The sequence below is a fragment of the Nonomuraea terrae genome, assembly GCF_044465245.1.
In the GTDB taxonomy this organism is placed as follows: domain Bacteria; phylum Actinomycetota; class Actinomycetes; order Streptosporangiales; family Streptosporangiaceae; genus Nonomuraea; species Nonomuraea terrae.
The window spans coordinates 308,244-330,751 of record NZ_JBITLL010000008.1; the positions used below are offsets into that span (position 1 = coordinate 308,244).

Genomic DNA, 22,508 nt, shown 5'->3' on the forward strand with positions numbered 1-22,508 from the left:
TCATGCAAGCCGACACGGATCGTCTGCTAAGGGTTTTCCTGGAGCGCGTCGAGCCGGCCGTCCCGCTGGTCGCGCTCTGGGCGCACGGCTCGCTGGCCACCGGCGACCACCAGCCGGGACTCAGCGACCTCGACCTGGTCGCGGTGCTGGACGCGCCCGTGACGATGGAGCAGTGGCGGCGCATCAAGGCGGTGCACCGGGGGCTCGGCCTGCCCTTGGCGGACCGGTTGCACTGCTCGTACCTGGCCCGGCAGGAGCTGGACGACCCGGCGGCCGAGCACGTCACGTGGGCGCACGAGCGCATCTTCCGCCGTCCCGTCACCGCCGTCACCCGGCGCGAGCTGCACCAGGACGCGCTCGTGCTGCACGGGCCGCCGCCCGCGGAGTTGCTGCCGCCGGTGGCCGACGCGGAGCTGATCCGGTTCGTACGGACGGATCTGCGCGACTACTGGCTGGTCAAGGCGCAGACGCGGCGGCGCTGGCTGCGGGACGTCTGGGTCGACCTGGGCCTGCTGACGGTGGCCAGGGCGACGGTCACCCTGCGCGAGGGCCGCCTGATCACCAAGCGGGAGGCCCTCGACGTGCTGGCCGAGCTGGGCGCCCCCGAGAACGTGGTGGCCGACGTCCGGGCCCGCAGGTACGGCACCCCGGCCCCGGTGCTGAGCAGGTTCCGGCGGGCACGGCTGGCGCGGGCGTTCGTCAGGTCGGCGATCAGGAAGGCCCTGGCCTGAGAAATCCGTCCCGGGCAGGAAGCATGACCGCGCGCGCCTGGTTGTCTCTCTCCGAGAACAGCTCTATCCGGAAAGGGTGGCACATGGGGGAAAGCAGGCAGTCCTATCTGGTGGCCGCGGAGTCGGCGGTGTCGCTCCTCGGCGACCCGGCCGTGTCGGCGTCCTGGGACAAGCCGAGCGCGCTCACCGAGTTCAGCGTGGCCGGCCTGGCCGGGCACCTGGCCCACCAACTCGTCCGGGTCGGCGACGTGCTCACCCGGAACGGCGAGGTCCCCGAGCCCATCTCGCTGCTCGAGCACTACTCGCGCTCCCCGTGGGTGCAGGCCGGGCTCGACCACGAGAGCAACCTCGGCATCCGGCGCGGCGGGGAGGCGGCCGCGGCGGCCGGGCCCGCGATCCTGGTGGAGCGGGCGCAGGCGATGCTCGACCTGCAGAGCTCGGTGCTGCCCGGCGAGCCGGATGACCGCGTCGTGAGCCTGCCGTCGGGCTGGTCGCTGCTGCTGGACGACTTCCTGCTCACCCGCTGCGTGGAGCTGGTCGTGCACGCCGACGACCTGGCGGCCAGCGTAGGCCTGGCCACGCCCGCGCTGCCCGCCACGGTGATCGACCCGGTGGTCGAGCTGCTGGCCAAGCTGGCCGTGCACCGCCACGGCCCGACGGCGGTCATCCGCACCCTGAGCCGCGCCGAACGGGCCCCGGCCACCATCAGCGCGTTCTAGGGGCGGTGGTCGGCGACCTCGGGGTAGTCCTCGACCGGGGTGCGCCTGCCGAGCAGGTGCCGGTCGAGGAAGCTCGCCAGGTGGGCGCGGGTGATCTCCAGCGCCCGCTCGCCGTCGAGCTTCTGCGTCGGCAGGCCGAGCTGTGTCCGCAGGACGGCGTAGTCGACGAACGACGAGTGGTCGGTGTCCTTCACCGTGATCCAGCGCTTCCAGCCGGTCAGCCGGGGCCAGGCCTTCTTCCAGGAGTCGTCCGTGCCGTCCGGCGTGTGGGACGCGGGCGCCCCGATCAGCATGAAGGGCCGCTTGATCGAGCCGGTGGGCTGGAACGTGCCGTCCAGGTTGACGCCGACCTTGATCCGGGAGTCGGCGATCATGGCCTCGGCGGCGGCGCGCCCGCCGATGGAGTGGCCGATCATGGCGATCTTCGACCGGTCGATCAGCCTGCCCCAGCGGCCCTCGGACAGCTCGTCGAGCACGAACCGGACGTCCTTCACCCGGCCCGCGGCGACCTTGAGGTAGTCCTGGCCCTTCACGCAGGCCAGGCACGAGGTGGTGCGGCCGCCGGGGAAGGTGGTGGCGACCGACTCGTAGGTGTGCTCCACGGCCGCGACCAGGTATCCCCTGCTGGCGAGGTCCTCGGCGAGCGAGGTCAGGGTGGCGCGCGGGAAGCTGAAGCCGGGCGACATGACGACCAGCGGACGTCTGCCCTCCGCGGCGGGGGCGTTGAGACGGGCATGCGTCTTCACCTTGGTGAGCGCGTCCTTGTCCGCCACGGGATAGTCCGCGAGGACCGCCTGCGACACCTGCGGCGGCGCGTACGGCGCGGGCTTGCCGGCGGCCTTCTTGGCCGGGTACCAGAGCGAGACCATGAGCTCCCGCCGGTCCGCCTCGGGGTTCCACGGGTCGGGACGGCTCTTGTCCACCAGGTGCAGGGTGGCCAGCCCGACGGGCTTGCGGCCGGTCGGCTCCGGCAGCGCGAAAAGGTCGGCGGCCTGCGCCGGGGTGGCGGTGAGGACGAGCGACGACAGGACGGTCAGGGCGAGTGCGGTGCGCATGACGATCACTCTGGCGGCCGGGACCGCCCGATCGTCCGCTCCGAACGTCGACCGGCATCCCCTACTTTCGTCGTAAAGCACGTCGTCCGGCCGCCCGTACGCTGTGACCATGCGGTTCGTTCTGCTCGGGGTCGGCACGTCCCTGCTCTCGCTGGCCGTGGTGCACGGGCAGATGGGGGTGGCGTCCGACCTGCCGCAGCCGGTGCTGCTCGCGATCGTCGCGGTGGCCGGGCTGGCCGCCTGGCACGCGCGCCGCGCGTGGTGGCCGCTGGCCGTCGTGGGCGCCGTCGCCTACGCCTGGCTGGTGATGTGGCCGCCGCTGATGATCGCCTCCTACTACGCGGGCCGCACCCTCGACAGAGGCCGCGGCATCGCCGCCTACCTCGGCGGCGGCGTGGTCGTGTGCGCGATCGGCGCGCTGGTCGGCGAGGCCCGGAACGGCCTGCAGGAGATCCTCACGGCCACCCTGGGCAACGCGCTGTTCATGATGCTCGGCGTGATCGGGCTGCCGGTCACGGTGGGGCTGTGGACGGGCGCCCGCCACGAGGTCCTGGAGGCGGCCAGGGAGCGCGCCGAGCGGCTCGAACGCGAGCAGGTCATGCGGGCCGAGCAGGCCAGGGCCCAGGAGCGGGCCAGGATCGCGCGCGAGATGCACGACGTCGTGGCGCACCGGGTCTCGCTCATCGTGCTGCACGCGGGGGCGCTGGAGGTGCGGGCGTCCGACGAGGAGACGGCGCGGGCGGCCGCGCTGATCGGCGGGATCGGCCGGGAGGCGCTGTCCAACCTGCGCGACGTGCTCGGCGTGCTGCGCTCGCCCCAGGGCACCGGCCGGCAGGAGGCCGAGCTCCGGCCGCCGCCCACGCTGGGAGACCTCGACCAGCTGCTCGACCAGTCCAGGTCCCTCGGGATCGCGGTGACGAGGCACGACGAGGGCGAGCCTCGGCCGGTGGAGTCGACGGTGGAGCGGACGGCGTACCGGGTGGTCCAGGAGGCGCTCACCAACGTGCACAAGCACGCGGGCGACGCCGGCACGCAGGTCCGCATCCGCTACGGGACGGACGCGCTGGAGGTGGAGGTGCGCAACGACGCGCCGGGCGCGCCGCGCGGCGAGCTGCCCGGCGCCGGCTGGGGCCTGGTGGGCCTGCGCGAACGCGTGGAGCTGCTCGGCGGCACCCTGCGCACCAGCTCCGAGGACGGCGGCGGCTTCCTCGTCAGCGCCAGGATCCCGGCATGACCGGCGGGAGCCGCGGGAGGCTCGCGTGATCAGGGTGCTCGTCGTCGACGACGAGGAGCTCGTGCGCTCGGGGCTGCGGTTGATCCTGGAGGCCGCGGGTGACATCGCCGTCGTCGGCGAGGCCCGCGACGGCGCCGAGGCGGTCTCGGCCGTGCGGCGCCTGCGTCCCGAGGTCGTGCTGATGGACGTCCGCATGCCCGGCACCGACGGCCTGACCGCCGCCGGCCGTCTCCTGACCGAGCCGCGGCCACCCAAAGTGATCATGCTGACCACGTTCGACCTCGACGAGTACGTCCACCGGGCGCTGCGGCTCGGCGCGGTCGGCTTCCTGCTGAAGGACACCCCGCCCCGCGAGCTGGCCGCCGCCGTCCGCACGGTCGCCGACGGCCAGGCCATGCTCTCCCCGTCGGTCACCAAACGCCTGATCGCCTCGTACGTCGACCGCGCCCCCTCGCGCGCCGAGACCGCCCGCAGGCAGCTGGCGACCCTCACCGGCCGGGAGGAGGACGTCATCAGGGCGCTGGCCCGCGGCCTGTCCAACGCCGAGATCGGCCGCGAGCTGCGCCTGACCGAGGCCACGGTGAAGGCCCACGTCAGCCGGGTGCTGGCCAAGCTGGGCCTGGCCAACCGCGTCCAGGCGGCGATCCTGGTCCACGACGCCGACCTCGGCTAGGAGACGGCTTCCGCGTAGTGGCAGGCCGCCTGGGCGCCGGGCACGGCCGGCAGGATGTCCAGCGGTTCGGAGCGGCACCCGCCGTCCACCCCCGCCTCGGCCGCCTTGCCCGAGGCGAGCACCTGGCAGCGGGCGTGGAAGCGGCACCCGCCGGGGATGCGCGTCGGGTCCGGCGGCTCGCCGGTCAGCACCACCCGCTCGGGCGACTCCGGCAGCACCGACAGCAGCGCCTGCGTGTACGGGTGCCGGGGAGCGGTCAGCACCTGCTCGACCGGCCCCGACTCGACGATCCTGCCCAGGTACATCACGGCCACCCGGTCGGCGATGTTCCAGGCCAGGCCCAGGTCGTGGGTGACGACGAGCGCCGACAGGCCCAGCTCCTCGCGCAGCTTGAGCAGCAGGGCGAGGATCTCACCGCGTACGGAGGCGTCCAGCGAGGCCACCGGCTCGTCGGCGATCAGCACCTTCGGGTCGAGCGCGAGCGCGCCGGCGATGACCACGCGCTGGCGTTGCCCGCCCGACAGCTCGTGCGGGTAACGCAGGAAGAACCGATCGGGCGGCCGCAGCCCGGCCCTGGACAGGGCGGAGGAGACGATCTCCCGCTCCTCCGGCAGGCCGTGGATGCGCGGGCCCTCGGCGACGGCCTCGTACACCGTCTGGCGGGGGTTGAGCGAGCCCGTCGGGTCCTGCAGGACGAGCTGCACCTGCCTGCGGTAGTCCTTGAGCGCCTTGGAGCGGTAGTCGAGCGCGGCGCCGCCGAAGCGCACCTCGCCGGACGTGGGGCGTTCGAGGCCGAGCAGGGTGCGGGCGAGCGTCGTCTTGCCGCAGCCCGACTCGCCGACCAGGGCCACGATCTCGCCCTGGCCGATGGCCAGGTTGACGCCGTCCACGGCGCGGGCCCGGCGGCCCCGCGCGGCAAACTCGACGTGCAGGTCACGGGCCTCCAGCAGGGCCGGCCTGGTCGTGCCGACCGCGTCCTCGGTGGTCTGCGTCTCGGTCATGAGACCTCCTCGTTGGCCCTGGCGTGCACGCACGCCGCCGTACGCCCCGGAGCGGCCGGCCACAGCGCCACGTCGAGGGTCGCGCACTCGTCCAGGGCGACCGGGCAGCGGGGGTGGAACGAGCAGCCGCCGGGCAGCTGCATCGGGTCGGGCGGGTCGCCGCCCAGCCCCTTCGGCGCCATCCGCGACACCGGGTCGCCGACCGTCGGGAAGGCGGCGGCCAGCGCCTTGCTGTAGGGATGCCTGGCGTCGTGGAAGACCTCGTGGGACGGGCCGTGCTCGACGACGCGGCCCGCGTACATGACGGCGAGCTGGTCGCACACGTCGGCGAGCACCGACAGGTCGTGCGAGATCATGATCAGCGAGATGCCGTGCTCGGCCACCAGCTCCTTGATCAGGCTCAGCACCTGCGCCTGCACCATCACGTCGAGCGCGGTGGTCGGCTCGTCGGCGATGATCAGCCGCGGCGAGCAGGCCAGCGCCATCGCGATCATCACCCGCTGCCGCTGCCCGCCGGACAGCTCGTGCGGGTAGCTGCGCGCCCGCCAGGCGGGCAGGCCCACCTGCTCCAGCAGCTCCGTCACGCGTCTGCGGGCCGCGTCCGGCTTGGCCAGGCCGTGCACGAGCAGGGGCTCGGCGATCTGGTCGCCGATCTTGCGTACCGGGTTCAGTCCGTGCTGGGCGCCCTGGAAGACGATCGAGGCCTCCGCCCACCGTACGGCGCGCATGCGGCCCCACTTCATGGTGAGCACGTCGTCGCCGTCGAGCAGGATCCGGCCGCCGACGCGCGCGTCCTTCGGCAGCAGCCGCAGGAGCGCCATGGCCAGCGTCGACTTGCCGGACCCCGACTCGCCGGCGACTCCGAGTGCCGCTCCGGAGTCCAGCCTCAGCGACACGCCGCGCACCGCGGGGACCTCGCCCGCGGCGATCCGGTACGTCACCGACACGTCGTCGAGTTCGAGCAGACTCATGAGGCCCTCCTGAGCTGCGGGTTCAGCACGGCTTCGAGTGCCCGTCCGGCCAGCATGAACGCCATGACGACGGCCAGGATGGCAAGGCCGGGGATGAGGATGTACCACCAGGCGCCCTGCGTGGGGGCGCCCCAGTCGTACGAGCCGCGCAGCATCGTGCCCCACGAGGTCTTGTTGGAGCTGACCCCGAGGAAGGCCAGCGTCGACTCGGTGACGATGGCGCTGGCCACCTCCAGCGTCGTGCTGGCCAGCAGCAGCGGCGCCACGTTGGGCAGCACGTGGCGGGTGGTGATGTGCCAGTGTCCGCCGCCGAGGGCCTTCGAGCGCTCGATGTACGGCCTCGCCTCCACGGCGAGGGTCTGCGCCCTGATCAGGCGCGCGGTCGTGGGCCACGTGGTGACGCCGATCGCCATGATGATCGTGAACGTGCTGCCGCCCAGGATGGCCGCCAGCACCATCGCCGTCACCAGCGAGGGCAGCACCAGGAACCAGTCGGTGACGCGCATCAGCGACGCGCCGATCCAGCCGCGGAAGTGCCCGGCGGTGATGCCCACGACCATGCCGATCACGATGCTGAGCAGCGCGGCTAGGAAGCCGATGAGCAGCGACGTACGCGAGCCCCACCAGACCATCAGCAGGATGGACCGGCCGGACTCGTCGGTGCCGAAAGGGTAGGCCAGGCTCGGCGCCGCCCACTTGGGGCCGGTGCCGGTGACGACGCTGGTCACGCTCTCGTCGATGAACAGCGGCGCGACCAGCGCGAGCACCACCGCGACGATCAGGATGGCCAGGCCGACGACTCCGGCCCGCTGCCTGCGGAAGTCGGCCCAGAAGCGGCTCAGCGCGAGCCGCCTGCGGACCATGGCGACGCTGGTCATGCCGACCTCACCCTCGGGTCGATCATGTGGTAAACCACGTCGGCCAGGGTGTTCATGACGATCACCGCGACGGTGATCAGCAGGAACGTGCCCTGCATGAGCGTGAAGTCGGGCACGCTGACCGCCTCGTAGAACAGCTGGCCCAGCCCGGGCCAGGTGAAGATCGTCTCCACGGTGACCGCGCCGCCGACCACGAAGCCGATGCGCATGAAGACCAGCGTCACCGTGGGCAGCAGGGCGTTGGGCACCGCGTGGCGCTTGCGTACCTCGTCGTCGCGCAGGCCCTTGGCGCGCGCCACGGTGACGTAGTCCTGGCTGACCTCCTCCAGCAGGGAGGAGCGCATGACCAGGAGATACTGCGCGTACACCACGGCCACCAGCGTCAGGGTGGGCAGCACCATGTGGGAGGCCACGTCGAGCACGTACGCGAACCCGTCGGGCGCGTCGATGCTCTCGATCCCCCGGAACGGGAACAGGCCCGGGATCGGCCCGATGCCGACGCCGAGCACCATCATGAGCAGCAGGCCGAGCCAGAACGTCGGCACCGACCACAGCACCAGCGACGCGCCGGTCGACAAGCGGTCGAACCGGCTGCCGTGCCGCCAGCCCGCGTGGGTGCCCTGCCACAGGCCCAGGCTCACCGCGATGACCAGGCCCGTGCCGGCCAGCAGCAGGGTGGGGCCGAGCCGCTCGCCGATGAGGTCGAGCACGGGCCGCTTGTACTCGTAGGAGGTGCCGAGGTCGAGGCGGAGGGTGTCGCCGACGAAGTCGAAGAACTGGTCGATCAGCGGCTTGTCCAGGCCGAGCCGGTGGCGTTCCAGGTCGAGCTGCGCAGGGGTCATGTTGCGCCCCTGCGCGAGGTTGCGCACGGGATCGCCGGGCAGCAGCCGGAACAAGAAGAACGTGCCGACGATCACCATGGCGATGCTGAACAGCGCCCCGGCCGCCTTCGACAGCGCGTAGCGCAGCGTGCCGCGACGGGCCTGGGGCTCCTCGGCGGAGCCCGCCGCCTGGGCGGCGGGCTCCAATGCGTCGAGTGGTGCGGTCATTCGCGTTCGTCTGCGGTGCTCTTGCGCCGCCTGGTCAGGAAGAACGCGCCCGCGCCCACGACCACTACGGCGCCCACCACCCCGGCGATGAGGCCGGTGTTGGAGCCGCCTTCGGCCGAGGCCGCCCCGGCCGCCGTCCCCGTCGGCTTGACGTCGGCGGTGAACCACGGCCAGTAGCCGCTGCCGCCGTACAGGATGCCGTCGGTCTCGGGGATGGGCGTGATGCTGACGAGGCGGTCCTTGCGGTAGGCCTCAAGGTCCTTCGTGTAGTAGATCGCGATGACCGGCGCCTGGGTGTAGAGGCGCTCCTGCATCTGCTTGATGATGTCGGCGCGCTTGGGCCGGTCGAGCTCCTTCAGCTGCTCCTGGTAGAGCTCCTCGAAGGTCTCGTCGCAGAAGAACGACTCGGTGCCGCCGCCCTCACCGGTCGGCGACGGCCGCCGGCTGCACAGGTGGGTGGCCAGGACCTCTTCGGGGTCCGGGTTGACCGACCAGCCGCTGATCGCGATGTCGAACAGGCCGCTGACGCCGGTCTCCTCGGTGAACTTGCTGGAGTCGAGCTTCTTGGTGGTCAGCGTGATGCCGACCTCCTTGAAGAAGCCGGTCAGGTACTCGGCGAGCTTGTCCTCGATCGGGGTGTCGGTGTGGATGCTGAAGCGGAACTCCAGCTTGCGGTCACCGTCGGGCATCGTGCGGATGCCGTCGGGGCCCTTCTTGTAACCGGCGTCGTCGAGGATCTGGTTGGCCTTGGCCGGGTCGTAGCCGACCTTGGTGTCGCCGGTGGCCTCCCAGAAGAAGTCCTTGTACATGGGCGGCACGATCGAGCCGTCGGCCGGCCTGGCCAGGCCGTTCTGCACGTCGTCGACGAGCTTCTGCTTGTCGATCGCGTAGTGCAGCGCCTGCCGCACCTTGACGTCCTTCAGCGCGGGGTGGCCGTCGCCGACGGGCTTGTCGTCGTTGGTGGTGGCGCCGTGGTTGATCTGCAGGTACACCGACCGCCGGCCCTGGGTGTTCCAGGCGGTGATCTGGGGGTCGTTGAGGATGGCCTCGTACTCCGGCGGGTTGAGCCGGCCGATCAGGTCGATCTCACCGGTCTTGAGCCCGGCGATGGCGGCCTGCGGGTTGGCGTAGAAGATGACCTGCAGCTCGTCGAGCTTGGGCTTGCCGCGCCAGTAGTTGGGGTTGGCCTGCAGCTTGACGTACTGGTCCTTCTTGTGCTCGATCGCGATGAAGGGGCCGCTGCTCGGCGTGGGGTACTTCTCGGCGTCGTAGTTGGCGATGTCGGTGACCGACTCCCAGGCATGCTTGGGCATGATCGGGATCGGGTTCTCCAGCATCGAGGCCTGCGGGGCCTTGAGCTTGATGGTCAGCTCCTGGCCGTTGGCGGTGACGCTCTCGAAGTTCTCCACGGCGGGGCCGTTGGCCGTCTTGGCCGCCTCGTCCGTCATGATCTTGTTGAAGGTCCAGGCGGCGTCCTCGGCCGTGACCGGCTGACCGTCGGACCACTTCGCTTGGCGGATCTTGAACGTCCAGGTCAGCCCGTCCTCCGAGGTCGTCCACGACTCGGCCAGGTCGGGGCTCGGCTGGAGCGTCTTGGAGTCCGGCACCGTCAGGAAGCCGTACATCATCCGGTGGATCGACGTCGAGACGAGGCGGACCGCGAGGAACGGGTTCATCGAGTCCATGGCCTGCGTCGCGCCGACGCGGAGCACCTTCTTACCCGCCGCCGGGTCCTGGGCGAGCGCTGTGGAGCCCTGCCCTGCTATTAACAGCGCGACGCCCAGCGCAGCCAGGCGTGCGAACCATTTCCTCATAAGTGCCTCACCTTCAGGCGGGGGGTTCCTGTGTAGAGAAAGCCACACCATACGGAGACCGCATGTCAACGCATGACGGAAAATTGTTTCAGTCTCGTTTCCATTTCCGGTGTAAATTTTCAACCACCGATGGCAGTAGCGTGAGCTGGTGCCCCGACCTTTCGCCGCGATCGCCGCGGTCGTCATCGTGATCTGCGGGCTCGGCGTGCGGACGCTGTGGGACGGACCGGTTCCGAAGTACGCCGGCGACGCACTCTACACAGCGCTGATCTACATGCTGCTGGTTTTGCTCTGGCCGCGGATCCGCCCGTGGGCGGCCGGCCTCGCCTCGGCGGCGCTCAGCTGGGCGATCGAGTTCGCCCAGCTCGCGAGCATCCCCCGGTGGCTGCACCCCCTGCTGGGCAGCACGTTCAACCCTCCAGACCTCCTCTGGTACGCCGCCGGCGCCGCCGCTGCCGCCGTCGCCCACACCCTGTGGATGACCAGACATACCCCACGGGGGTAAAGATGCATACAACCCCCAACCCCGGATAGGGGAAAAGAAAAGTCGCAGTCCAAGGGGGATTCTCATGATGGACGGAAAGACCATCGCGTTCCTGGTCGCTCCCGAGGGTGTGGAGCAGGTCGAGCTGACCGAGCCGTGGAAGGCCGTCAAGCAGGCGGGGGGCACGCCGAAGCTCGTCTCCACCCAGTCGGGCCAGATCCAGGGCTTCAACCACCTGGACAAGGCCGACAGGTTCGCCGTGGACGAGACGGTGGACGACGCCGAGGCCGCCTCGTTCGACGGCCTGGTGCTGCCCGGCGGCGTCGCCAACCCCGACTTCCTGCGTACGCAGCCGAAGGCCGTGCAGTTCGTCCGCGCGTTCTTCGACTCGGGCAAGCCGGTGGCGGCCATCTGCCACGCGCCGTGGACGCTGGTCGAGGCCGACGTGGTGCGCGGTCGTACGCTGACGTCCTGGCCGAGCCTGCAGACCGACCTGCGCAACGCCGGCGCCACGTGGGTGGACCAGGAGATCGTGGTGGACACGGAGGGGCCCAACACGCTGGTGACCAGCCGCAAGCCGGACGACCTCAAGGCGTTCTGCCAGGCGGCCACCGACGCGTTCGGCACGTGATCTTTTCAGGGTCAGGGCGCTCGGACGAGTAACCCCTTTCAGGTCAGGAGTGCCCGGACGAGTCCCCTGACGGAGGACTTGAGCCGCGCCACCGTCCGCCATGACGTGCCGCGCCAGATCAGCGTCGAACGGGCCGAGCAGGGCATGGGCGGCGAACCCGGCGTCCATGCCCGCCCGGGCCTCCGCGATCAACGCGCTCACGCGGGCGTGCCGGCGGAGACAGGTCGGATCGCGATGCCGCCCGCTCGGCCGGCAACTCCTGTGACAACCCCGCCGGAACACCGTTCCCTTCCCCACCCCGGCGGCCGCCGCGACCCGCTCGAGTGACACGTGCGCCCCCAGCAACTCCTCGGTCGTGCGCAGGATCGCCTCCCGGTCACGCCGCGTCAGCCCGCACGCCCACCCTCGCGTGCAACCGGACCGCTGGTGCCCGTAGTTCTCGACCGGGAGATCACCGGCAAGGTCGTCCTGGACGTCACCCACCGACGGGCATGACGGTGACGAAACCGGTCTGTAACTCCTTGTGTCCTGTCCGGAAATGGTCTAGACGTAGACCAAATGGAGCGTCCTCCACCCCCCAGGGAGACCTCAATGACCACTGACGAGGATTCCAGGCGACTCGCCGAGCTCGGTTACAAGCAGGAGCTGGCCCGCACCTGGAGCGGTTTCTCCAACTTCGCCATCTCGTTCTCGATCATCTCGATCCTGGCCGGCTGTTTCACCACGTTCGGGCAGGCCTGGAACAACGGGGGCCCCATCGCCATCTCGTGGGGCTGGCCGCTGATCTCCGCGTTCATCCTGATCATCGGTTTCTGCATGTCGGAGCTGGTGTCGGCGTACCCGACGGCGGGCGGCATCTACTGGTGGGCCGCCAAGCTGGGCAAGCCGATCCACGGCTGGTTCACCGGCTGGCTCAACCTGATCGGTCTCATCGCCGTCACCGCGTCGGTCGGCTACGGCTGCGCGACGTTCCTCAACATCACGCTCACCCGGCTGACCGGCGGCGCCTGGGAGGGCACGCTGTCCCAGACGTTCCTGCTGTTCGTGATCATCCTCGCGCTGCACGCGCTGATCAACGTGTACAGCCACAGGCTGATCTCCGTCCTGCAGAACGTGAGCGTCTGGTGGCACGTCGCGGGCGCCGCGATCGTGGTCGCCATCCTGGTCTTCGCCCCCGACAGCCACCAGTCGCCCGGGTTCGTCTTCGGCGGCACGATCAACAACTCGGGCTTCGGCGACGGTTCCGACGGCCTGCCCTTCTGGTTCTACGTGCTGCCGCTCGGCTTCCTGCTCACCCAGTACACGATCACCGGCTTCGACGCCTGCGCGCACGTGTCGGAGGAGACCCAGGGCGCGGCGAAGAGCGCGGCCCGCGGCCTGTGGCAGTCGATCTTCTACTCGGCCATCGGCGGCTGGATCGTGCTGCTGTCGTTCCTGTTCGCCGCCACCGACGTCGAGGCGATCAACGCGGACGGCGGCTTCGTCGGAGCGATCTTCGAGACCGCGCTGTCGTCGCCGCTCGCCACCGCGATCTTCGCGATCTCCACGATCGGCCAGTTCTTCTGCGGGATGAGCTGCGTGACGTCGATGTCGCGGATGACGTACGCGTTCTCCCGCGACGGCGCGGTGCCGGGCTGGCGGCTGTGGGCGAAGGTCGACCGCAACCGGACGCCCGTGAACGCGATCGTCGCCGGCTGCGTCGCCGCCGCCCTGCTGACCCTGCCCGCGCTCTACGCCCCTCCCGGGCACACCACGCCGGTCGCGTTCTACGCCGTCGTGTCGATCGCGGTCATCGGCCTCTACCTGGCGTTCTTCATCCCGATCTGGCTGCGGCTGCGCATGGGCGACGCCTTCCAGCCCGGCCCGTGGACGCTCGGCAAGAAGTACAAGGTGCTGTGCTGGATCGCGTGCGTCGAGATCGCCGTCGTGTCGATCTACTTCGTGATGCCGTTCTCGCCGGCCGGCGTGCCGGGCAACCCCGACTTCACCTGGACGTCGGTCAACTACGCGCCGATCGCGGTCGGCGTCGTGCTGATCGGGATCGCGTTGTGGTGGCGGTTGTCGGCGCGGAAGTGGTTCGCCGGCCCCCGCCGCACCATCGACGAGGAGGTCCCCGCTCCCTGAGCCCGACGCGCGGGTACGGCTCCGCACGGGCCGTACCCGCCCCCCGGCCTGCTAGCTTGCCGCCATGGCCACCCTCTGCGACAACGAGTCACCAGAGCCCGCCACGGAGCCGGACCCGCCGAACGCCGAGATCGTCGCCCGGCTGAGGGCGCGCGACCGCTCCGGCGGGCCGTCGGCCGCCGACATCGTCCGGGCCGTCCACGAGGGCCGGCGATGATCATCATCGACTCGTCCGCGATGGTCGAGGCCCTGACGGGACACGACGCGGACGCCGAGCTGATCGACGCCCTGCGGACCGGCCCGCACGCCCCCCACCTGCTCGACGTCGAGGTGCTCTCGACGCTGCGGGGGCTCGTGCTCGGCGGCAAGCTCGGCGCGACGGCGGCCGAGCAGGCGCGCGCCGACTACCTCGCGCTGGAGATCACCCGCCACGGGGCGGTGGGGATCGCCGAGCGCATCTGGGAGCTGCGGCATAACTACACCGCCTCCGACGCCTCCTACCTGGCGCTGGCCGAGGCGCTCGACGTGCCGCTCTACACCTGCGACGGCAAGCTCGACAGCGGCGGGCACGCCGCCGACGTGCAGGTCTTCCCCCGCAGCTGATCGCTCAGGACGCTTCGAAGGCCGCCGCGACGACCTGCCGCACCTCGTCCATCGAGGCCGTGCCGAGCTCGCTCTGGAGCGACGCCATCTGGACGTCGGGCATGCCGCAGGCGACCGCCCAGTTCCACGGCGTCATGTCGTTGTCGACGTTGAGCGCGAACCCGTGGCTGGTGACGCCCCGGCTCTGCCGCATCCCGATAGAAATGATCTTGCGCCCGGTCTCGGCCGTCCACACCCCGGTCAGCAGCTCGGAGCCGGGCGGGGTGTCGCGGCGCTCGGCCGGCAGCCCCAGCTTGCCCAGCGCCTCCACCAGCCGCAGCTCGACCTCGCGTACGTAGTCGACGATGCGCTCCGCCTCGTCCAGCTTGACGACGAGGTAGCCGACGAGCTGGCCGGGGCCGTGGTAGGTGAGCTGACCGCCGCGGCCCGTCTCGATCACGGGGATGCCGCGCGAGGGGTCGGGCAGGTGGGCCAGCGGAGTGCGGCGCCCGATCGTGTAGACGGGCGGATGGCTGAGCAGCCAGAGCGTGTCCGGCCGCTCCCCCTGTTGGCGCTGCCCGACGAGGTCGGACATGCGCTCCATCGCCTTGTCGTAGTCGACGAGCTCATCCTGGATGAGCGTCAGCGGCCTTGCCCTCATTCTTCAGAGGATATGCCGCCTGCCGAATGCGGGCGCACGAGGGCCGGGAGGGCGCGCGCGGCGCCCTCCGCGACGGCCTCACGCCGTGCGGTAGCCCTTCGGCTGCTCCGGGACGAGGATCCACATCGCGATGTAGACGACCCACAGCGGCCCCGGGATGAGCGACAGGATCAGCCAGAGGATGCGGATGAGGGTGGGCGGCAGGCCGAGCTTGTCGGCGATGCCACCGCAGACCCCGGCGATGATCCTGTGCTCTCGTGAGCGGTACATGGTCTCCTCCGTGTTCGACGTTCTATCGGTTCAACGGACGGCCGGGGCGGCAGACTCCCGTCAGGAACCCTGAGAAAACCCTGTAAGGGTCAGCCACTCATGTGCCATGCCCAGATGACGCCTGGTCAGTCCCTCGACCGGGTCCACGTGGACGAGGAGAAAGGAGTCGAGACCCTGACGCACCCTGAGATACTCCTCGTCCTGCGCCCACACCTGGTCGTCGAACCAGACGAACGGCCGGCGCCCCACGTACGCCGCCACGTGCCGGGTCTTGAACATCTCGCCGTGCTCACTCGGCACGACCGGGGTCATCGGGATGACGGGGAGCGCCGGCAGGCCGATGCGCGGGCCGATCCAGTCGTTGGCGTGCTCCTCCCAGGTGGTGGCCCAGACGAGCTCGGCTCCCGTCGACACGGCCAGGTCGAGCAGCCGGCGGCCGTGCCGGGCGTCGAGGCGCACGGTGTAGAGGACTCCGTCGACCGTGCAGCGGTACGGCCGGAACTCCGGCGCCGGCCGCCCCATCGGGTTCAGCACGCCGTCCACGTCGAGCAGGATCAGGGATCTCACCGTACGGCTCCGGCCCGGTGTTCCTGCGGGCTGACGCCGCGCACGCGTTTGAAGGCCGCGCTGAGCGCGAACGGGCTGCCGTACCCGACCTTCCTGGCGACGGAGCCGATCGTGGCGTCGGGCTCGCGCAGCAGGTCGGCGGCCAGGGCCAGGCGCCAGTCGGTGAGGAACGCCATCGGCGGCTCGCCGACCAGCTCGGTGAAGCGCCGGGCCAGCGACGCCCGCGACACACCGACCTCGGCGGCCAGGGAGGCGACCGTCCACGCGTGGGAGGGGTTGTTCTGCAACATGCGCATGGCCTTGCCCACCACGGGGTCGCTCATCGCGCGGTACCAGCCGGGCGCATGGTGGGCGGCGAAGTACGTCCGCAGCACGGCGATGAGCAGCAGGTCGAGCAGCCGGTCGAGGACGGCCTCCTGGCCGGGCTCGTCCTTGACGATCTCGGCGCCGAGCAGCTCGATGACCGGGCCGCCGGGCTGCACGATGAGCGGCGGCAGGGTGTCGAGCAGCCGCCTGCTGACCGCGTCCTCCATGGTGTACGTGCCGCAGAGCAGCACGGTGTCGCCGTCGGGGTCGTTCCCCCACGTCCGCACGCCGAGGTCCATGGACGCGTAGAGGGACTCGCCGTCGAGGGTGGTGCAGCGCTGGCCGGGGTGGATGACGATCTGCGGCGGGGTCGCGGGGTCGTCGGCCACGGTGTACGGCTCGGGCCCCCGGATGACCGCGACCTCGCCGGGCCGCATCCTGACCGGCTCACCGCCGTCGGGCATCACCCACGCCTCGCCGCGGACGAGCGCGGTCACCGCCAGCGGCGCCTCGTCCTGGATGCGCAGCGACCACGGCGGGTCGAGGACCGAACGCAGCAGGAAGGCCCCGCGGGCTCGCGGGCCGTCGAGCAGGGCCGCGAGCTGATCCATGCGCTAGACGATCGCATATGCGTACGCGCTTCTCAACCATGGAGAGTCTTATCGTTATCGGGCCTTACTAGAGGCATGACGATTCTGGTGCTGGGCGGCACGGGCAAGACCGGCCGCCGCATAGCCGACCGCCTCATCTCTCTCGGCCTCCCCGTACGCGTCGGGTCCCGCTCGACCGGCTTCGACTGGCGCGACCGCTCCACGTGGGCGGCCTCGCTCGACGGAGTCACGGCCGTCTACCTGTCCTACCATCCCGACCTCGCCTTCCCCGGCGCGTACGACGACGTCAAGGCGTTCACGGAGCTGGCCGTGCGGAGCGGTACGCGGCGGCTGGTGCTGCTGTCGGGGCGCGGCGAGCAGGGGGCGCAGGCCAGCGAGCGCACGGTGCGGGAGTCGGGCGCGGAGTGGACGATCCTGCGCTGCTCCTGGTTCATGCAGAACCTCAGCGAGGACTTCCTGCTCGGCCAGGTGCTGGCGGGGGTCATCGCGCTGCCGGCCCCGGACGTGCCGGAGCCGTTCGTGGACGTGGAGGACATCGCCGACGCCGCTGTGGCCGCGTTCACCGAGGACGGCCACGCCGGCCGCCTGTACGAGCTGACCGGTCCGCGGCTGCTGACCTTCCGCGACGTGGCGCGGGAGCTGTCGCGGGCCACCGGCCGGGAGATCACCTTCACCCCTGTCACCCCGGAGGAGTACGTGGCGGCGGCGGTCGCCGACGGCCTGCCGCAGGAGGCGGCGGAGAACCTGTCCGCGCTCTTCGCCGAGACCCTGGACGGCCGTAACGCCTTCGTGGCCGACGGCGTGCGGGAGGCGCTCGGCCGCCCGGCCCGCGACTTCGCCGACTACGCCGGGGCCCACGCCCATCTCTGGAAACCCTAGAGGAGCGCCTGCCGCAGCTGGGACGACAGCCAGGCGACGAAGGCGTCGGGGGGCCAGCCGCAGCCGGTCACCAGGGCGGCGTGGTGGGCGGGGTCGTTGTAGAACCACACCACGTCGATCGCCCGGTCGGTCTCGACGGCGAGCGGCCCCAGCGAGGTCAGGCGTTCGACGACCATGCGGGCGCCCGCGCGCCGGTTGTCCACCATGGTCTGCCAGAGCTCGGCCGCCTCGGGGGCGGCGTCGGCGGCGCGCCGCACCGTCTCGAAGACCTGGGCGGCCCGCGCGCCGATCAGCTCGGCCACCCGCGCGTACGCGTCGAGGACCGCCTCCTGGCCGGCGGCCTCGAAGACGGGACGGAACCACGGGCGCTCGGCCACCGGCACCGGCTCGTCGTCGCCGGCCAGCGCCTCGTCGACCACCTGGTGGAGCAGGGCCGCCTTGGAGCCGAACGCGGCGAAGACCGTGGGCCGCGCCACGCCGGCGGCGGCGGCCACGTCGGCGAGCGAGGTGGCGGCGTAACCTCGGGCGACGAACAACTCCCTGGCCGCCGTGACGACGGCCTGACGCGTGCGGCGCGCGCTCTCCTCGCGCAGCGGCGACCGGTAGCGCCGCCTGGCGGGGCCTCCCTTGACATCGCTCACCGTTCAAAGATACTGGCAGCATGTTCAACATACTGCTGTCTATCGAATAGAAGGTGATCTGACGATGTCACGCCCGTACGTGCTGGGCCGCGACGAGGGTGAGGCCATCTGGTTCCTCGGCAACCTCGTCACCGTCAAGGTCGCCGGTGAGCACACCTCCGGCCGCCTGTCGCTGAGCGAGTTCGTCAACCCGCCGGGCTTCGCGCCGCCGCTGCACCGCCACCTCGACGCCGACGAGATCTCGTACGTGATCTCCGGCACCGCCCGCTACATGTGCGGCGGCGAGACCTTCACCGCCGGCCCCGGCGACGTCGTGCTGCTGCCGGTCGGGCTGCCGCACACGTTCACCGTCGGGCCGGACGAGCCGATGCGCTCCCTGGTCATCACCACGCCCGCCGGGTTCGAGCGTTTCGTCGCCGACGTCGGCGTGCCGGCCGTGGAACGCCGCCTGCCCGACCCCGGCCCCATCGACGTGGCGGCGCTGGCCGAGGCGCACGCACGGCACGCGATCGAACTGCTCGGCCCGCCGGGGGCGACGCCGTAGCACTACTCCCGCAGGGCGGTGAGCAGGGCGAGCGGGGTCGCGGCCGCCCACGCCTGCGGGGAGGAGGCGTGGGGATAGGGCACCGGATCGGGGTGTTCGTCGTCGCCGTACCCGGCGATGACCTCCGGCAGCCGCCAGTCGTGGTGGGCCGCCGCCCTGATCAGCCCCTTGGCGACCGTGGCGGCCTGCTCGGTCAGCCCGCAGCGGGCCAGCCCCAGCACGATCACGGCGTTGTCGTGCGGCCAGATCGTGCCCCGGTGGTAGGACAGCGGGTGGTAGGGAGCCTGTCCGGCGGCGAGCGTGCGGATGCCGAAGCCGGAGAAGAAATCCTTCTGCAGCAGCCGGTCGCCCACCATCCGCTCCTCGCCGGGGTCGAGGATGCCCGACCACAGCAGGTGCCCGGCGTCGGAGGCGAGCGCGTCGACCTGCCGGTTCCGCCCGTCCAGCGCGAGCGCGGGGAAGGCCGCTCCCGGCATCCAGAAGTCGCGGCGGAAGCGGGCCCGCAGGTCAGCCGCGGCCTCCTCCAGCCGGTCGGCCTCGCGTGGGTCCCGCCACACCTCGCGGGCGAGCCGCGCCGTACGCACCAGGGCGTCGTAGACGTAGCCCTGCACCTCGCCGACCGCCAGGTCGCCCTCGGCCTGGGCGCCGTCGGAGAAGCAGATCGCGCCGGCGGAGTCCTTCCAGTTCTGGTTCACCAGGCCGCCACGCGCCTCGTCGGAGGTGTAGCGCAGGTAACCGCTGGTGCCGAGGCCGCCGTCGCGGAACATCCACTCCACGGCCGCGCGCGCCTGCGGCTCCAGGCGCTCGGCCAGGCGCGGGTCGCCGGTGGCCGTGCGGTGCGCGTCCAGCAGCACCAGGAAGAGCGGGGTGGCGTCGACGCTGCCGTAGTAGCGGCCGTAGGGCACCTGGCCGAAGTGGGCGAGCTCGCCGTGGCGCACCTCGTGCACGATCTTCCCCGGCTGCTCCAGGCGGGCGTCGTCGTAGCGGGTGCCCTGGGCGGCCGCGAGGGCCGGCAGGACGGCGGCGGCCAGCTCCGGCCGGTACGGCAGGGCGAAGAGCGAGGTCAGCAGGGAGTCGCGACCGAAGAGCGCCAGGAACCACGGGATGCCCGCCCCCGGCAGGCGCAGTTCCTCGCCGCCGGGCCCCCCGGCGGGGATGAGCAGCCGTGTCAGGTCGGCCAGGCCCTGCTCGCAGGCGCGGGCCAGCTCCGGCCACGACGTGAGGTCAGCCGGGCGGGGCCGCGCCCCGGTGAACGCGCGCGCCTCGGCCTCCTGGCGGCCGCGCACGGCGCCGGGCGGCCCGGGCGGGGCCGGCTCCCGCGTGCCTGACGGGATGGCGAGGACGGTGAGCGCGAGGTCGGCCGCGCCGTGGGCGGGCAGGGTGAACGTCCACGACAGCACCTGAGCGGTGCCGTCCTCGCCGGCCGGCCGGACGCGGTCCGGCGCGGGCACGGCGCCGACCGTGGTCCGCGAGAGCCAGCTCTCACCTCGCCGGTAGTGGAAGGCGACCCCGTCCGTGGTGGGCTGGACCGTACGGACCGCGTCCGGTTTGTCGTACGTACGGTGGTCGGCGCGCAGCTCGAACTGGTCGGCGAAGTCGGCGTCCACGTGCAGTTCGAGCTGCACCACGGTGGGCTCGCCCAGGTTGCCGACCAGCCGGATGTGCTCGGTCAGCGCGCCCTCCGCCACGGCCTGACGCCGGAAGACGGTGTACGCGGGCGGCCGGTCACGGGTGCCGGCCGGGGCCAGGACGCAGCCGTCGGCGGAGGAGGTCAGCAGGGGCGGCGCCGTGCCGTCCACGGTCAGCAGCCACCGGCTCAGGTGACGTCCGTCGCGGATGAACAGGCCGTCGGTCGAGGCGCCGTTCAGCCCGCGGATGTCGCCGTCGGCGGTCGTGACGGCGAAGGTCCCCCCGCCGACCAGCAGCCGGCTCACCGGGCCGCATCCTGTGCGACGGGGGCGTGCAGCAGGTCGAGCGCCAGGGCGGCGGTCCAGCTGAAACGCAGGATGCCGCGCGCGTCGCCGGTGTACGGCTCCAGGTACTCCGCGAACTCGGAGCGGTGGGCCGAGGTCAGGAACTGCTCGCGCAGCAGGCCGGCCGCCTCCTCCTCGCCCTGCGCGGCCAGGCCACGATGGACGAGCCAGGCGGTGTTGAACCAGCTGGGGCCCCGCCAGTAGCGGTTGCCGTCGAACTCAGGGGCGGTCAGATCGTAACTGGGCACAAGATGCACCCTTCCCAACCCGAAGCGCGGTCCATGCAGCGTACGCGCGAGAGCTTTGCCGATGGTCGCCGGCAGACCCGGCACGACCAGCGGGATCAACCCGGACACACTGTGACCGGCGATGGCGGCGCCGGTCACCAGGTCGCGGGCGTGGAAGATCGCGTCCACCGGGTCCCACAGACGGCCGATCAGGGCGGCGGTCGCCGCCTCGGCCCGCCGCCGGTGCGGGCCCGCGTCCGCGCCGATCGCGTCGGCGATGTCGGCGAGGGCGTACTCGGAGGCGATGAGCAGGGCGTTGAAGGACGGGTCCTCGACGGCGAAGGCGTGCGGTGTGCGCGCGTCGTCGTAGCCGTGGTCGCGGTAGGTCGTGGCCAGGCGTACGTACCGCGCGTAGTCGAGGTCGGTGGGACGGTCGGCGGCGGAGCCGTGGCGCAGGTCGGCCCGGACGAAGGAGCCCGGGGGCGCGGGCTCGATCCGGGCCAGGGCGGCGTCCCAGCACGGGCTGTTGTCCAGCCCCGGCTCCCAGGGATGCACGACCGAGGCGAGCCCGCCGCCGCCCAGGTCACGGGCGCCGCCCAGGTAGCGGTGCCAGGCCGCCAGCCGCGGGTACACGCGCGGCAGGAAGCCCCGGCGGCGTGACTCGGCGGGATCGGCCGCGTGCACCAGCCAGGCGGCCAGGGCGTGCACGGGCGGCTGGACGATCCCGGACGTCTGGATGAACGGAGACGCTCCGGCCGCCCGGCCGGCGGTGGCCGAGCGCCAGAAGTCCGGGCCGGGGAAGTAGGCGCCGTCCGGCACGGCCGGGTTGAACACGATGTGCGGGATGCGACCGTCGCCCCACTGCGCGCTCAGCAGCGTCTCGAGCTCGCGCTGCGCCCGGCGCGGGGAGACGTGCCGCAGGCCCAGGGCGATGAACGCCGAATCCCAGCTCCACTGGTGCGGATACAGGGCGCGGGAGGGAACGGTCGCCGCTCCCGTCCAGTTGCCGAGCAGCACCTGGGTCGCGCTCCTGCGCAGGGAGTCACAGGGGGCGGTGGCGGTCGTCTCGGCGAACGTCGTCATCCCGCGACTCGGCGCAGGAAGGACGGGATCGACCGGACGGCCTCCACCGGGTCTCCGGTGAGCCGGCACTCGACGGCCAGGTAACCGTCGTAACCGGTCGCGTCCAGTGCGCTCAGCCAGGCGGCCCACTCCAGGTGGCCGGCTCCGGGCTGGAACCGGTTGGAGTCGCTCACCTGCGCGTGGCCGATCAGCGGTCCGGCCTCGAGGATGGCGGCCGGCGGGTCGGCCTCCTCGATGTTCATGTGGTAGCTGTCGATGCCGATGCGGACGGAGTCCAGGCCGACCTCGCGGATCAGGTCGGCGGCCTGCGCCAGCCGGTTGACCATGTGGTCCTCGTAGCGGTTGAGCGGTTCGAGGAAGAGCGTGACGCCTTCCTTGCGGGCGTGCTCGCCGAGCTCGGTGAGCCCTTCCAGCAGCACCTCCCGGTCGCGCTCCGCGCTGCGCGGCGGCTCGAACGGCGGCAGCCGCCGGGAGAACATCCCGTAGGACGCCGGGGTCTGGGCGCCCAGCCCGCCCAGCTCGCCGATGACCGACAGCTGCGACTTCATCTGCTCGACGGCGTCGCGGCGCAGCGCGTCGTCGAAGGCGCCGAAGAAGTGCGGCATCTCCACGCACACGGTGGGCATGACGACGCCGTCGGCCTGGGCCTTGCGCAGCTCGGGCAGCCGGTCGCGGAAGTGGAAGTCACCCTTGCCGCGCAGCTCGATGCCGTCGTAGCCGGCGCTTCGCGCGAACTCCCACTTGTCCTGGAGTGTCTCGCCGGGAAGCAGCTGCTCCTGGCAGGCGATCTTGAGCATGGT

The 22,508-nt window shown here is 71.7% G+C and carries 25 protein-coding genes; 11 read left to right on the forward strand and 14 right to left on the reverse strand.

Going from position 1 to position 22,508, the window contains the following annotated elements; all coding sequences use genetic code 11:
- Positions 1–2: 2 nt before the first annotated feature.
- Both ACIBP6_RS39780 and ACIBP6_RS39785 read left to right on the forward strand, forming a co-directional pair.
- Positions 3–731, forward strand: a complete 729-nt coding sequence (locus ACIBP6_RS39780) for a nucleotidyltransferase domain-containing protein (protein ID WP_397059477.1) — start codon at positions 3–5, stop codon at positions 729–731.
- A gap of 83 nt (positions 732–814) precedes the next feature.
- Complete coding sequence (locus ACIBP6_RS39785) at positions 815–1,450, forward strand: maleylpyruvate isomerase N-terminal domain-containing protein (RefSeq protein ID WP_397059479.1); 636 nt, start codon at positions 815–817, stop codon at positions 1,448–1,450.
- Here ACIBP6_RS39785 and ACIBP6_RS39790 read toward each other — a convergent pair.
- Complete coding sequence (locus ACIBP6_RS39790) at positions 1,447–2,505, reverse strand: alpha/beta hydrolase family protein (RefSeq protein WP_397059481.1); 1,059 nt, start codon at positions 2,503–2,505, stop codon at positions 1,447–1,449. The two genes, ACIBP6_RS39785 and ACIBP6_RS39790, sit on opposite strands and share 4 nt — an antisense overlap.
- Positions 2,506–2,614: 109 nt before the next feature.
- Here ACIBP6_RS39790 and ACIBP6_RS39795 point away from each other — a divergent pair, with 109 nt between their 5' ends.
- Entirely contained in the window at positions 2,615–3,739 is a 1,125-nt protein-coding gene (locus ACIBP6_RS39795) for a sensor histidine kinase (protein ID WP_397059483.1), read from the forward strand.
- A gap of 25 nt (positions 3,740–3,764) precedes the next feature.
- Positions 3,765–4,412 carry a response regulator gene (locus ACIBP6_RS39800; protein ID WP_397059485.1) on the forward strand — a complete coding sequence of 216 codons (648 nt, stop codon included), beginning with the start codon at positions 3,765–3,767 and terminating at the stop codon, positions 4,410–4,412.
- On the opposite strand, the gene ACIBP6_RS39805 is transcribed toward ACIBP6_RS39800, so the two are convergent.
- The 5 genes from ACIBP6_RS39805 to ACIBP6_RS39825 are packed head-to-tail and all read right to left on the reverse strand — an operon-like array spanning position 4,409 to position 10,125.
- Positions 4,409–5,413: an ABC transporter ATP-binding protein gene (locus ACIBP6_RS39805; RefSeq protein WP_397059487.1), complete on the reverse strand. Its 1,005-nt coding sequence runs from the start codon at positions 5,411–5,413 to the stop codon at positions 4,409–4,411. The genes ACIBP6_RS39800 and ACIBP6_RS39805 overlap by 4 nt on opposite strands.
- On the reverse strand, positions 5,410–6,384 hold the full coding sequence (locus ACIBP6_RS39810; protein ID WP_397059489.1) for an ABC transporter ATP-binding protein: 975 nt from the start codon (positions 6,382–6,384) through the stop codon (positions 5,410–5,412). The genes ACIBP6_RS39805 and ACIBP6_RS39810 overlap by 4 nt, the downstream gene beginning before the upstream one ends.
- Positions 6,381–7,262, reverse strand: coding sequence for an ABC transporter permease (locus tag ACIBP6_RS39815; RefSeq protein ID WP_397059491.1), 882 nt, complete (start codon positions 7,260–7,262; stop codon positions 6,381–6,383). The genes ACIBP6_RS39810 and ACIBP6_RS39815 overlap by 4 nt, the downstream gene beginning before the upstream one ends.
- Positions 7,259–8,311 (reverse strand): ABC transporter permease, encoded by a 1,053-nt coding sequence (locus ACIBP6_RS39820; RefSeq protein ID WP_397059493.1) that lies wholly within the window; start codon positions 8,309–8,311, stop codon positions 7,259–7,261. The genes ACIBP6_RS39815 and ACIBP6_RS39820 overlap by 4 nt, the downstream gene beginning before the upstream one ends.
- A complete protein-coding gene (locus ACIBP6_RS39825; RefSeq protein ID WP_397059495.1) occupies positions 8,308–10,125 on the reverse strand; it encodes an ABC transporter substrate-binding protein in 1,818 nt (605 codons plus the stop codon). The genes ACIBP6_RS39820 and ACIBP6_RS39825 overlap by 4 nt, the downstream gene beginning before the upstream one ends.
- Positions 10,126–10,273: 148 nt before the next feature.
- Between ACIBP6_RS39825 and ACIBP6_RS39830 the strand changes: the two genes are divergently transcribed.
- The 5 genes from ACIBP6_RS39830 (at position 10,274) to ACIBP6_RS39850 (ending at position 13,967) form a co-directional block, all read left to right on the forward strand.
- Complete coding sequence (locus ACIBP6_RS39830; protein ID WP_132610723.1) at positions 10,274–10,630, forward strand: ribosomal maturation YjgA family protein; 357 nt, start codon at positions 10,274–10,276, stop codon at positions 10,628–10,630.
- Between the two features lie 64 nt (positions 10,631–10,694).
- Positions 10,695–11,240 carry a type 1 glutamine amidotransferase domain-containing protein gene (locus ACIBP6_RS39835; RefSeq protein ID WP_397059497.1) on the forward strand — a complete coding sequence of 182 codons (546 nt, stop codon included), beginning with the start codon at positions 10,695–10,697 and terminating at the stop codon, positions 11,238–11,240.
- Positions 11,241–11,831: 591 nt separating this feature from the next.
- Positions 11,832–13,364: an amino acid permease gene (locus ACIBP6_RS39840; protein WP_397059502.1), complete on the forward strand. Its 1,533-nt coding sequence runs from the start codon at positions 11,832–11,834 to the stop codon at positions 13,362–13,364.
- 64 nt (positions 13,365–13,428) lie between these two features.
- Positions 13,429–13,581 (forward strand): hypothetical protein, encoded by a 153-nt coding sequence (locus tag ACIBP6_RS39845; RefSeq protein ID WP_397059504.1) that lies wholly within the window; start codon positions 13,429–13,431, stop codon positions 13,579–13,581.
- A complete protein-coding gene (locus ACIBP6_RS39850) occupies positions 13,578–13,967 on the forward strand; it encodes a type II toxin-antitoxin system VapC family toxin (protein ID WP_397059506.1) in 390 nt (129 codons plus the stop codon). The genes ACIBP6_RS39845 and ACIBP6_RS39850 overlap by 4 nt, the downstream gene beginning before the upstream one ends.
- Positions 13,968–13,971: 4 nt before the next feature.
- On the opposite strand, the gene lipB is transcribed toward ACIBP6_RS39850, so the two are convergent.
- From lipB to ACIBP6_RS39870, 4 genes are all read right to left on the reverse strand, one after another.
- Entirely contained in the window at positions 13,972–14,607 is a 636-nt protein-coding gene (gene lipB, locus ACIBP6_RS39855; RefSeq protein ID WP_397059508.1) for a lipoyl(octanoyl) transferase LipB, read from the reverse strand.
- Between the two features lie 78 nt (positions 14,608–14,685).
- Entirely contained in the window at positions 14,686–14,877 is a 192-nt protein-coding gene (locus tag ACIBP6_RS39860) for a PspC domain-containing protein (protein WP_397059510.1), read from the reverse strand.
- Positions 14,878–14,937: 60 nt separating this feature from the next.
- Positions 14,938–15,444 carry an HAD domain-containing protein gene (locus ACIBP6_RS39865; RefSeq protein WP_397059512.1) on the reverse strand — a complete coding sequence of 169 codons (507 nt, stop codon included), beginning with the start codon at positions 15,442–15,444 and terminating at the stop codon, positions 14,938–14,940.
- Positions 15,441–16,361: an AraC family transcriptional regulator gene (locus ACIBP6_RS39870; RefSeq protein ID WP_397059514.1), complete on the reverse strand. Its 921-nt coding sequence runs from the start codon at positions 16,359–16,361 to the stop codon at positions 15,441–15,443. The genes ACIBP6_RS39865 and ACIBP6_RS39870 overlap by 4 nt, the downstream gene beginning before the upstream one ends.
- 75 nt (positions 16,362–16,436) lie before the next feature.
- On the opposite strand from ACIBP6_RS39870, the gene ACIBP6_RS39875 reads away from it, so the two are divergent.
- Positions 16,437–17,240, forward strand: a complete 804-nt coding sequence (locus tag ACIBP6_RS39875; RefSeq protein ID WP_397059515.1) for an NmrA family NAD(P)-binding protein — start codon at positions 16,437–16,439, stop codon at positions 17,238–17,240.
- Here the strand turns inward: ACIBP6_RS39875 and ACIBP6_RS39880 are convergent.
- Positions 17,237–17,881 carry a TetR/AcrR family transcriptional regulator gene (locus ACIBP6_RS39880; protein ID WP_397059517.1) on the reverse strand — a complete coding sequence of 215 codons (645 nt, stop codon included), beginning with the start codon at positions 17,879–17,881 and terminating at the stop codon, positions 17,237–17,239. The two genes, ACIBP6_RS39875 and ACIBP6_RS39880, sit on opposite strands and share 4 nt — an antisense overlap.
- 64 nt (positions 17,882–17,945) lie before the next feature.
- Here ACIBP6_RS39880 and ACIBP6_RS39885 point away from each other — a divergent pair, with 64 nt between their 5' ends.
- Positions 17,946–18,425 (forward strand): cupin domain-containing protein, encoded by a 480-nt coding sequence (locus ACIBP6_RS39885; protein ID WP_397059519.1) that lies wholly within the window; start codon positions 17,946–17,948, stop codon positions 18,423–18,425.
- A 2-nt stretch (positions 18,426–18,427) separates the two neighbouring features.
- Here ACIBP6_RS39885 and ACIBP6_RS39890 read toward each other — a convergent pair whose 3' ends face one another.
- Genes ACIBP6_RS39890 through ACIBP6_RS39900 form a run of 3 tightly spaced genes read right to left on the reverse strand, consistent with a single transcriptional unit; the run spans position 18,428 to position 22,505 of the window.
- Positions 18,428–20,359 carry an amylo-alpha-1,6-glucosidase gene (locus tag ACIBP6_RS39890; protein ID WP_397059521.1) on the reverse strand — a complete coding sequence of 644 codons (1,932 nt, stop codon included), beginning with the start codon at positions 20,357–20,359 and terminating at the stop codon, positions 18,428–18,430.
- On the reverse strand, positions 20,356–21,708 hold the full coding sequence (locus ACIBP6_RS39895; RefSeq protein WP_397059523.1) for an MGH1-like glycoside hydrolase domain-containing protein: 1,353 nt from the start codon (positions 21,706–21,708) through the stop codon (positions 20,356–20,358). Before ACIBP6_RS39895 ends, ACIBP6_RS39890 begins: the two co-directional genes overlap by 4 nt.
- Positions 21,705–22,505, reverse strand: a complete 801-nt coding sequence (locus ACIBP6_RS39900) for a TIM barrel protein (RefSeq protein ID WP_397059525.1) — start codon at positions 22,503–22,505, stop codon at positions 21,705–21,707. Before ACIBP6_RS39900 ends, ACIBP6_RS39895 begins: the two co-directional genes overlap by 4 nt.
- Positions 22,506–22,508 lie beyond the last annotated feature (3 nt).

What these genes read in the sequence shown, in the direction of transcription:
- ACIBP6_RS39780 (WP_397059477.1), top strand. Translation starts at nt 3, where the DNA reads ATGCAAGCCGACACGGATCGTCTGCTAAGGGTTTTCCTGGAGCGCGTC.
- ACIBP6_RS39785 (WP_397059479.1), top strand. Translation starts at nt 815, where the DNA reads ATGGGGGAAAGCAGGCAGTCCTATCTGGTGGCCGCGGAGTCGGCGGTG.
- ACIBP6_RS39790 (WP_397059481.1), bottom strand. Translation starts at nt 2,505, where the DNA reads ATGCGCACCGCACTCGCCCTGACCGTCCTGTCGTCGCTCGTCCTCACC.
- ACIBP6_RS39795 (WP_397059483.1), top strand. Translation starts at nt 2,615, where the DNA reads ATGCGGTTCGTTCTGCTCGGGGTCGGCACGTCCCTGCTCTCGCTGGCC.
- ACIBP6_RS39805 (WP_397059487.1), bottom strand. Translation starts at nt 5,413, where the DNA reads ATGACCGAGACGCAGACCACCGAGGACGCGGTCGGCACGACCAGGCCG.
- ACIBP6_RS39810 (WP_397059489.1), bottom strand. Translation starts at nt 6,384, where the DNA reads ATGAGTCTGCTCGAACTCGACGACGTGTCGGTGACGTACCGGATCGCC.
- ACIBP6_RS39815 (WP_397059491.1), bottom strand. Translation starts at nt 7,262, where the DNA reads ATGACCAGCGTCGCCATGGTCCGCAGGCGGCTCGCGCTGAGCCGCTTC.
- ACIBP6_RS39820 (WP_397059493.1), bottom strand. Translation starts at nt 8,311, where the DNA reads ATGACCGCACCACTCGACGCATTGGAGCCCGCCGCCCAGGCGGCGGGC.
- ACIBP6_RS39825 (WP_397059495.1), bottom strand. Translation starts at nt 10,125, where the DNA reads ATGAGGAAATGGTTCGCACGCCTGGCTGCGCTGGGCGTCGCGCTGTTA.
- ACIBP6_RS39835 (WP_397059497.1), top strand. Translation starts at nt 10,695, where the DNA reads ATGATGGACGGAAAGACCATCGCGTTCCTGGTCGCTCCCGAGGGTGTG.
- ACIBP6_RS39840 (WP_397059502.1), top strand. Translation starts at nt 11,832, where the DNA reads ATGACCACTGACGAGGATTCCAGGCGACTCGCCGAGCTCGGTTACAAG.
- ACIBP6_RS39845 (WP_397059504.1), top strand. Translation starts at nt 13,429, where the DNA reads ATGGCCACCCTCTGCGACAACGAGTCACCAGAGCCCGCCACGGAGCCG.
- ACIBP6_RS39850 (WP_397059506.1), top strand. Translation starts at nt 13,578, where the DNA reads ATGATCATCATCGACTCGTCCGCGATGGTCGAGGCCCTGACGGGACAC.
- lipB (WP_397059508.1), bottom strand. Translation starts at nt 14,607, where the DNA reads ATGAGGGCAAGGCCGCTGACGCTCATCCAGGATGAGCTCGTCGACTAC.
- ACIBP6_RS39860 (WP_397059510.1), bottom strand. Translation starts at nt 14,877, where the DNA reads ATGTACCGCTCACGAGAGCACAGGATCATCGCCGGGGTCTGCGGTGGC.
- ACIBP6_RS39870 (WP_397059514.1), bottom strand. Translation starts at nt 16,361, where the DNA reads ATGGATCAGCTCGCGGCCCTGCTCGACGGCCCGCGAGCCCGCGGGGCC.
- ACIBP6_RS39875 (WP_397059515.1), top strand. Translation starts at nt 16,437, where the DNA reads ATGACGATTCTGGTGCTGGGCGGCACGGGCAAGACCGGCCGCCGCATA.
- ACIBP6_RS39885 (WP_397059519.1), top strand. Translation starts at nt 17,946, where the DNA reads ATGTCACGCCCGTACGTGCTGGGCCGCGACGAGGGTGAGGCCATCTGG.
- ACIBP6_RS39895 (WP_397059523.1), bottom strand. Translation starts at nt 21,708, where the DNA reads ATGACGACGTTCGCCGAGACGACCGCCACCGCCCCCTGTGACTCCCTG.
- ACIBP6_RS39900 (WP_397059525.1), bottom strand. Translation starts at nt 22,505, where the DNA reads ATGCTCAAGATCGCCTGCCAGGAGCAGCTGCTTCCCGGCGAGACACTC.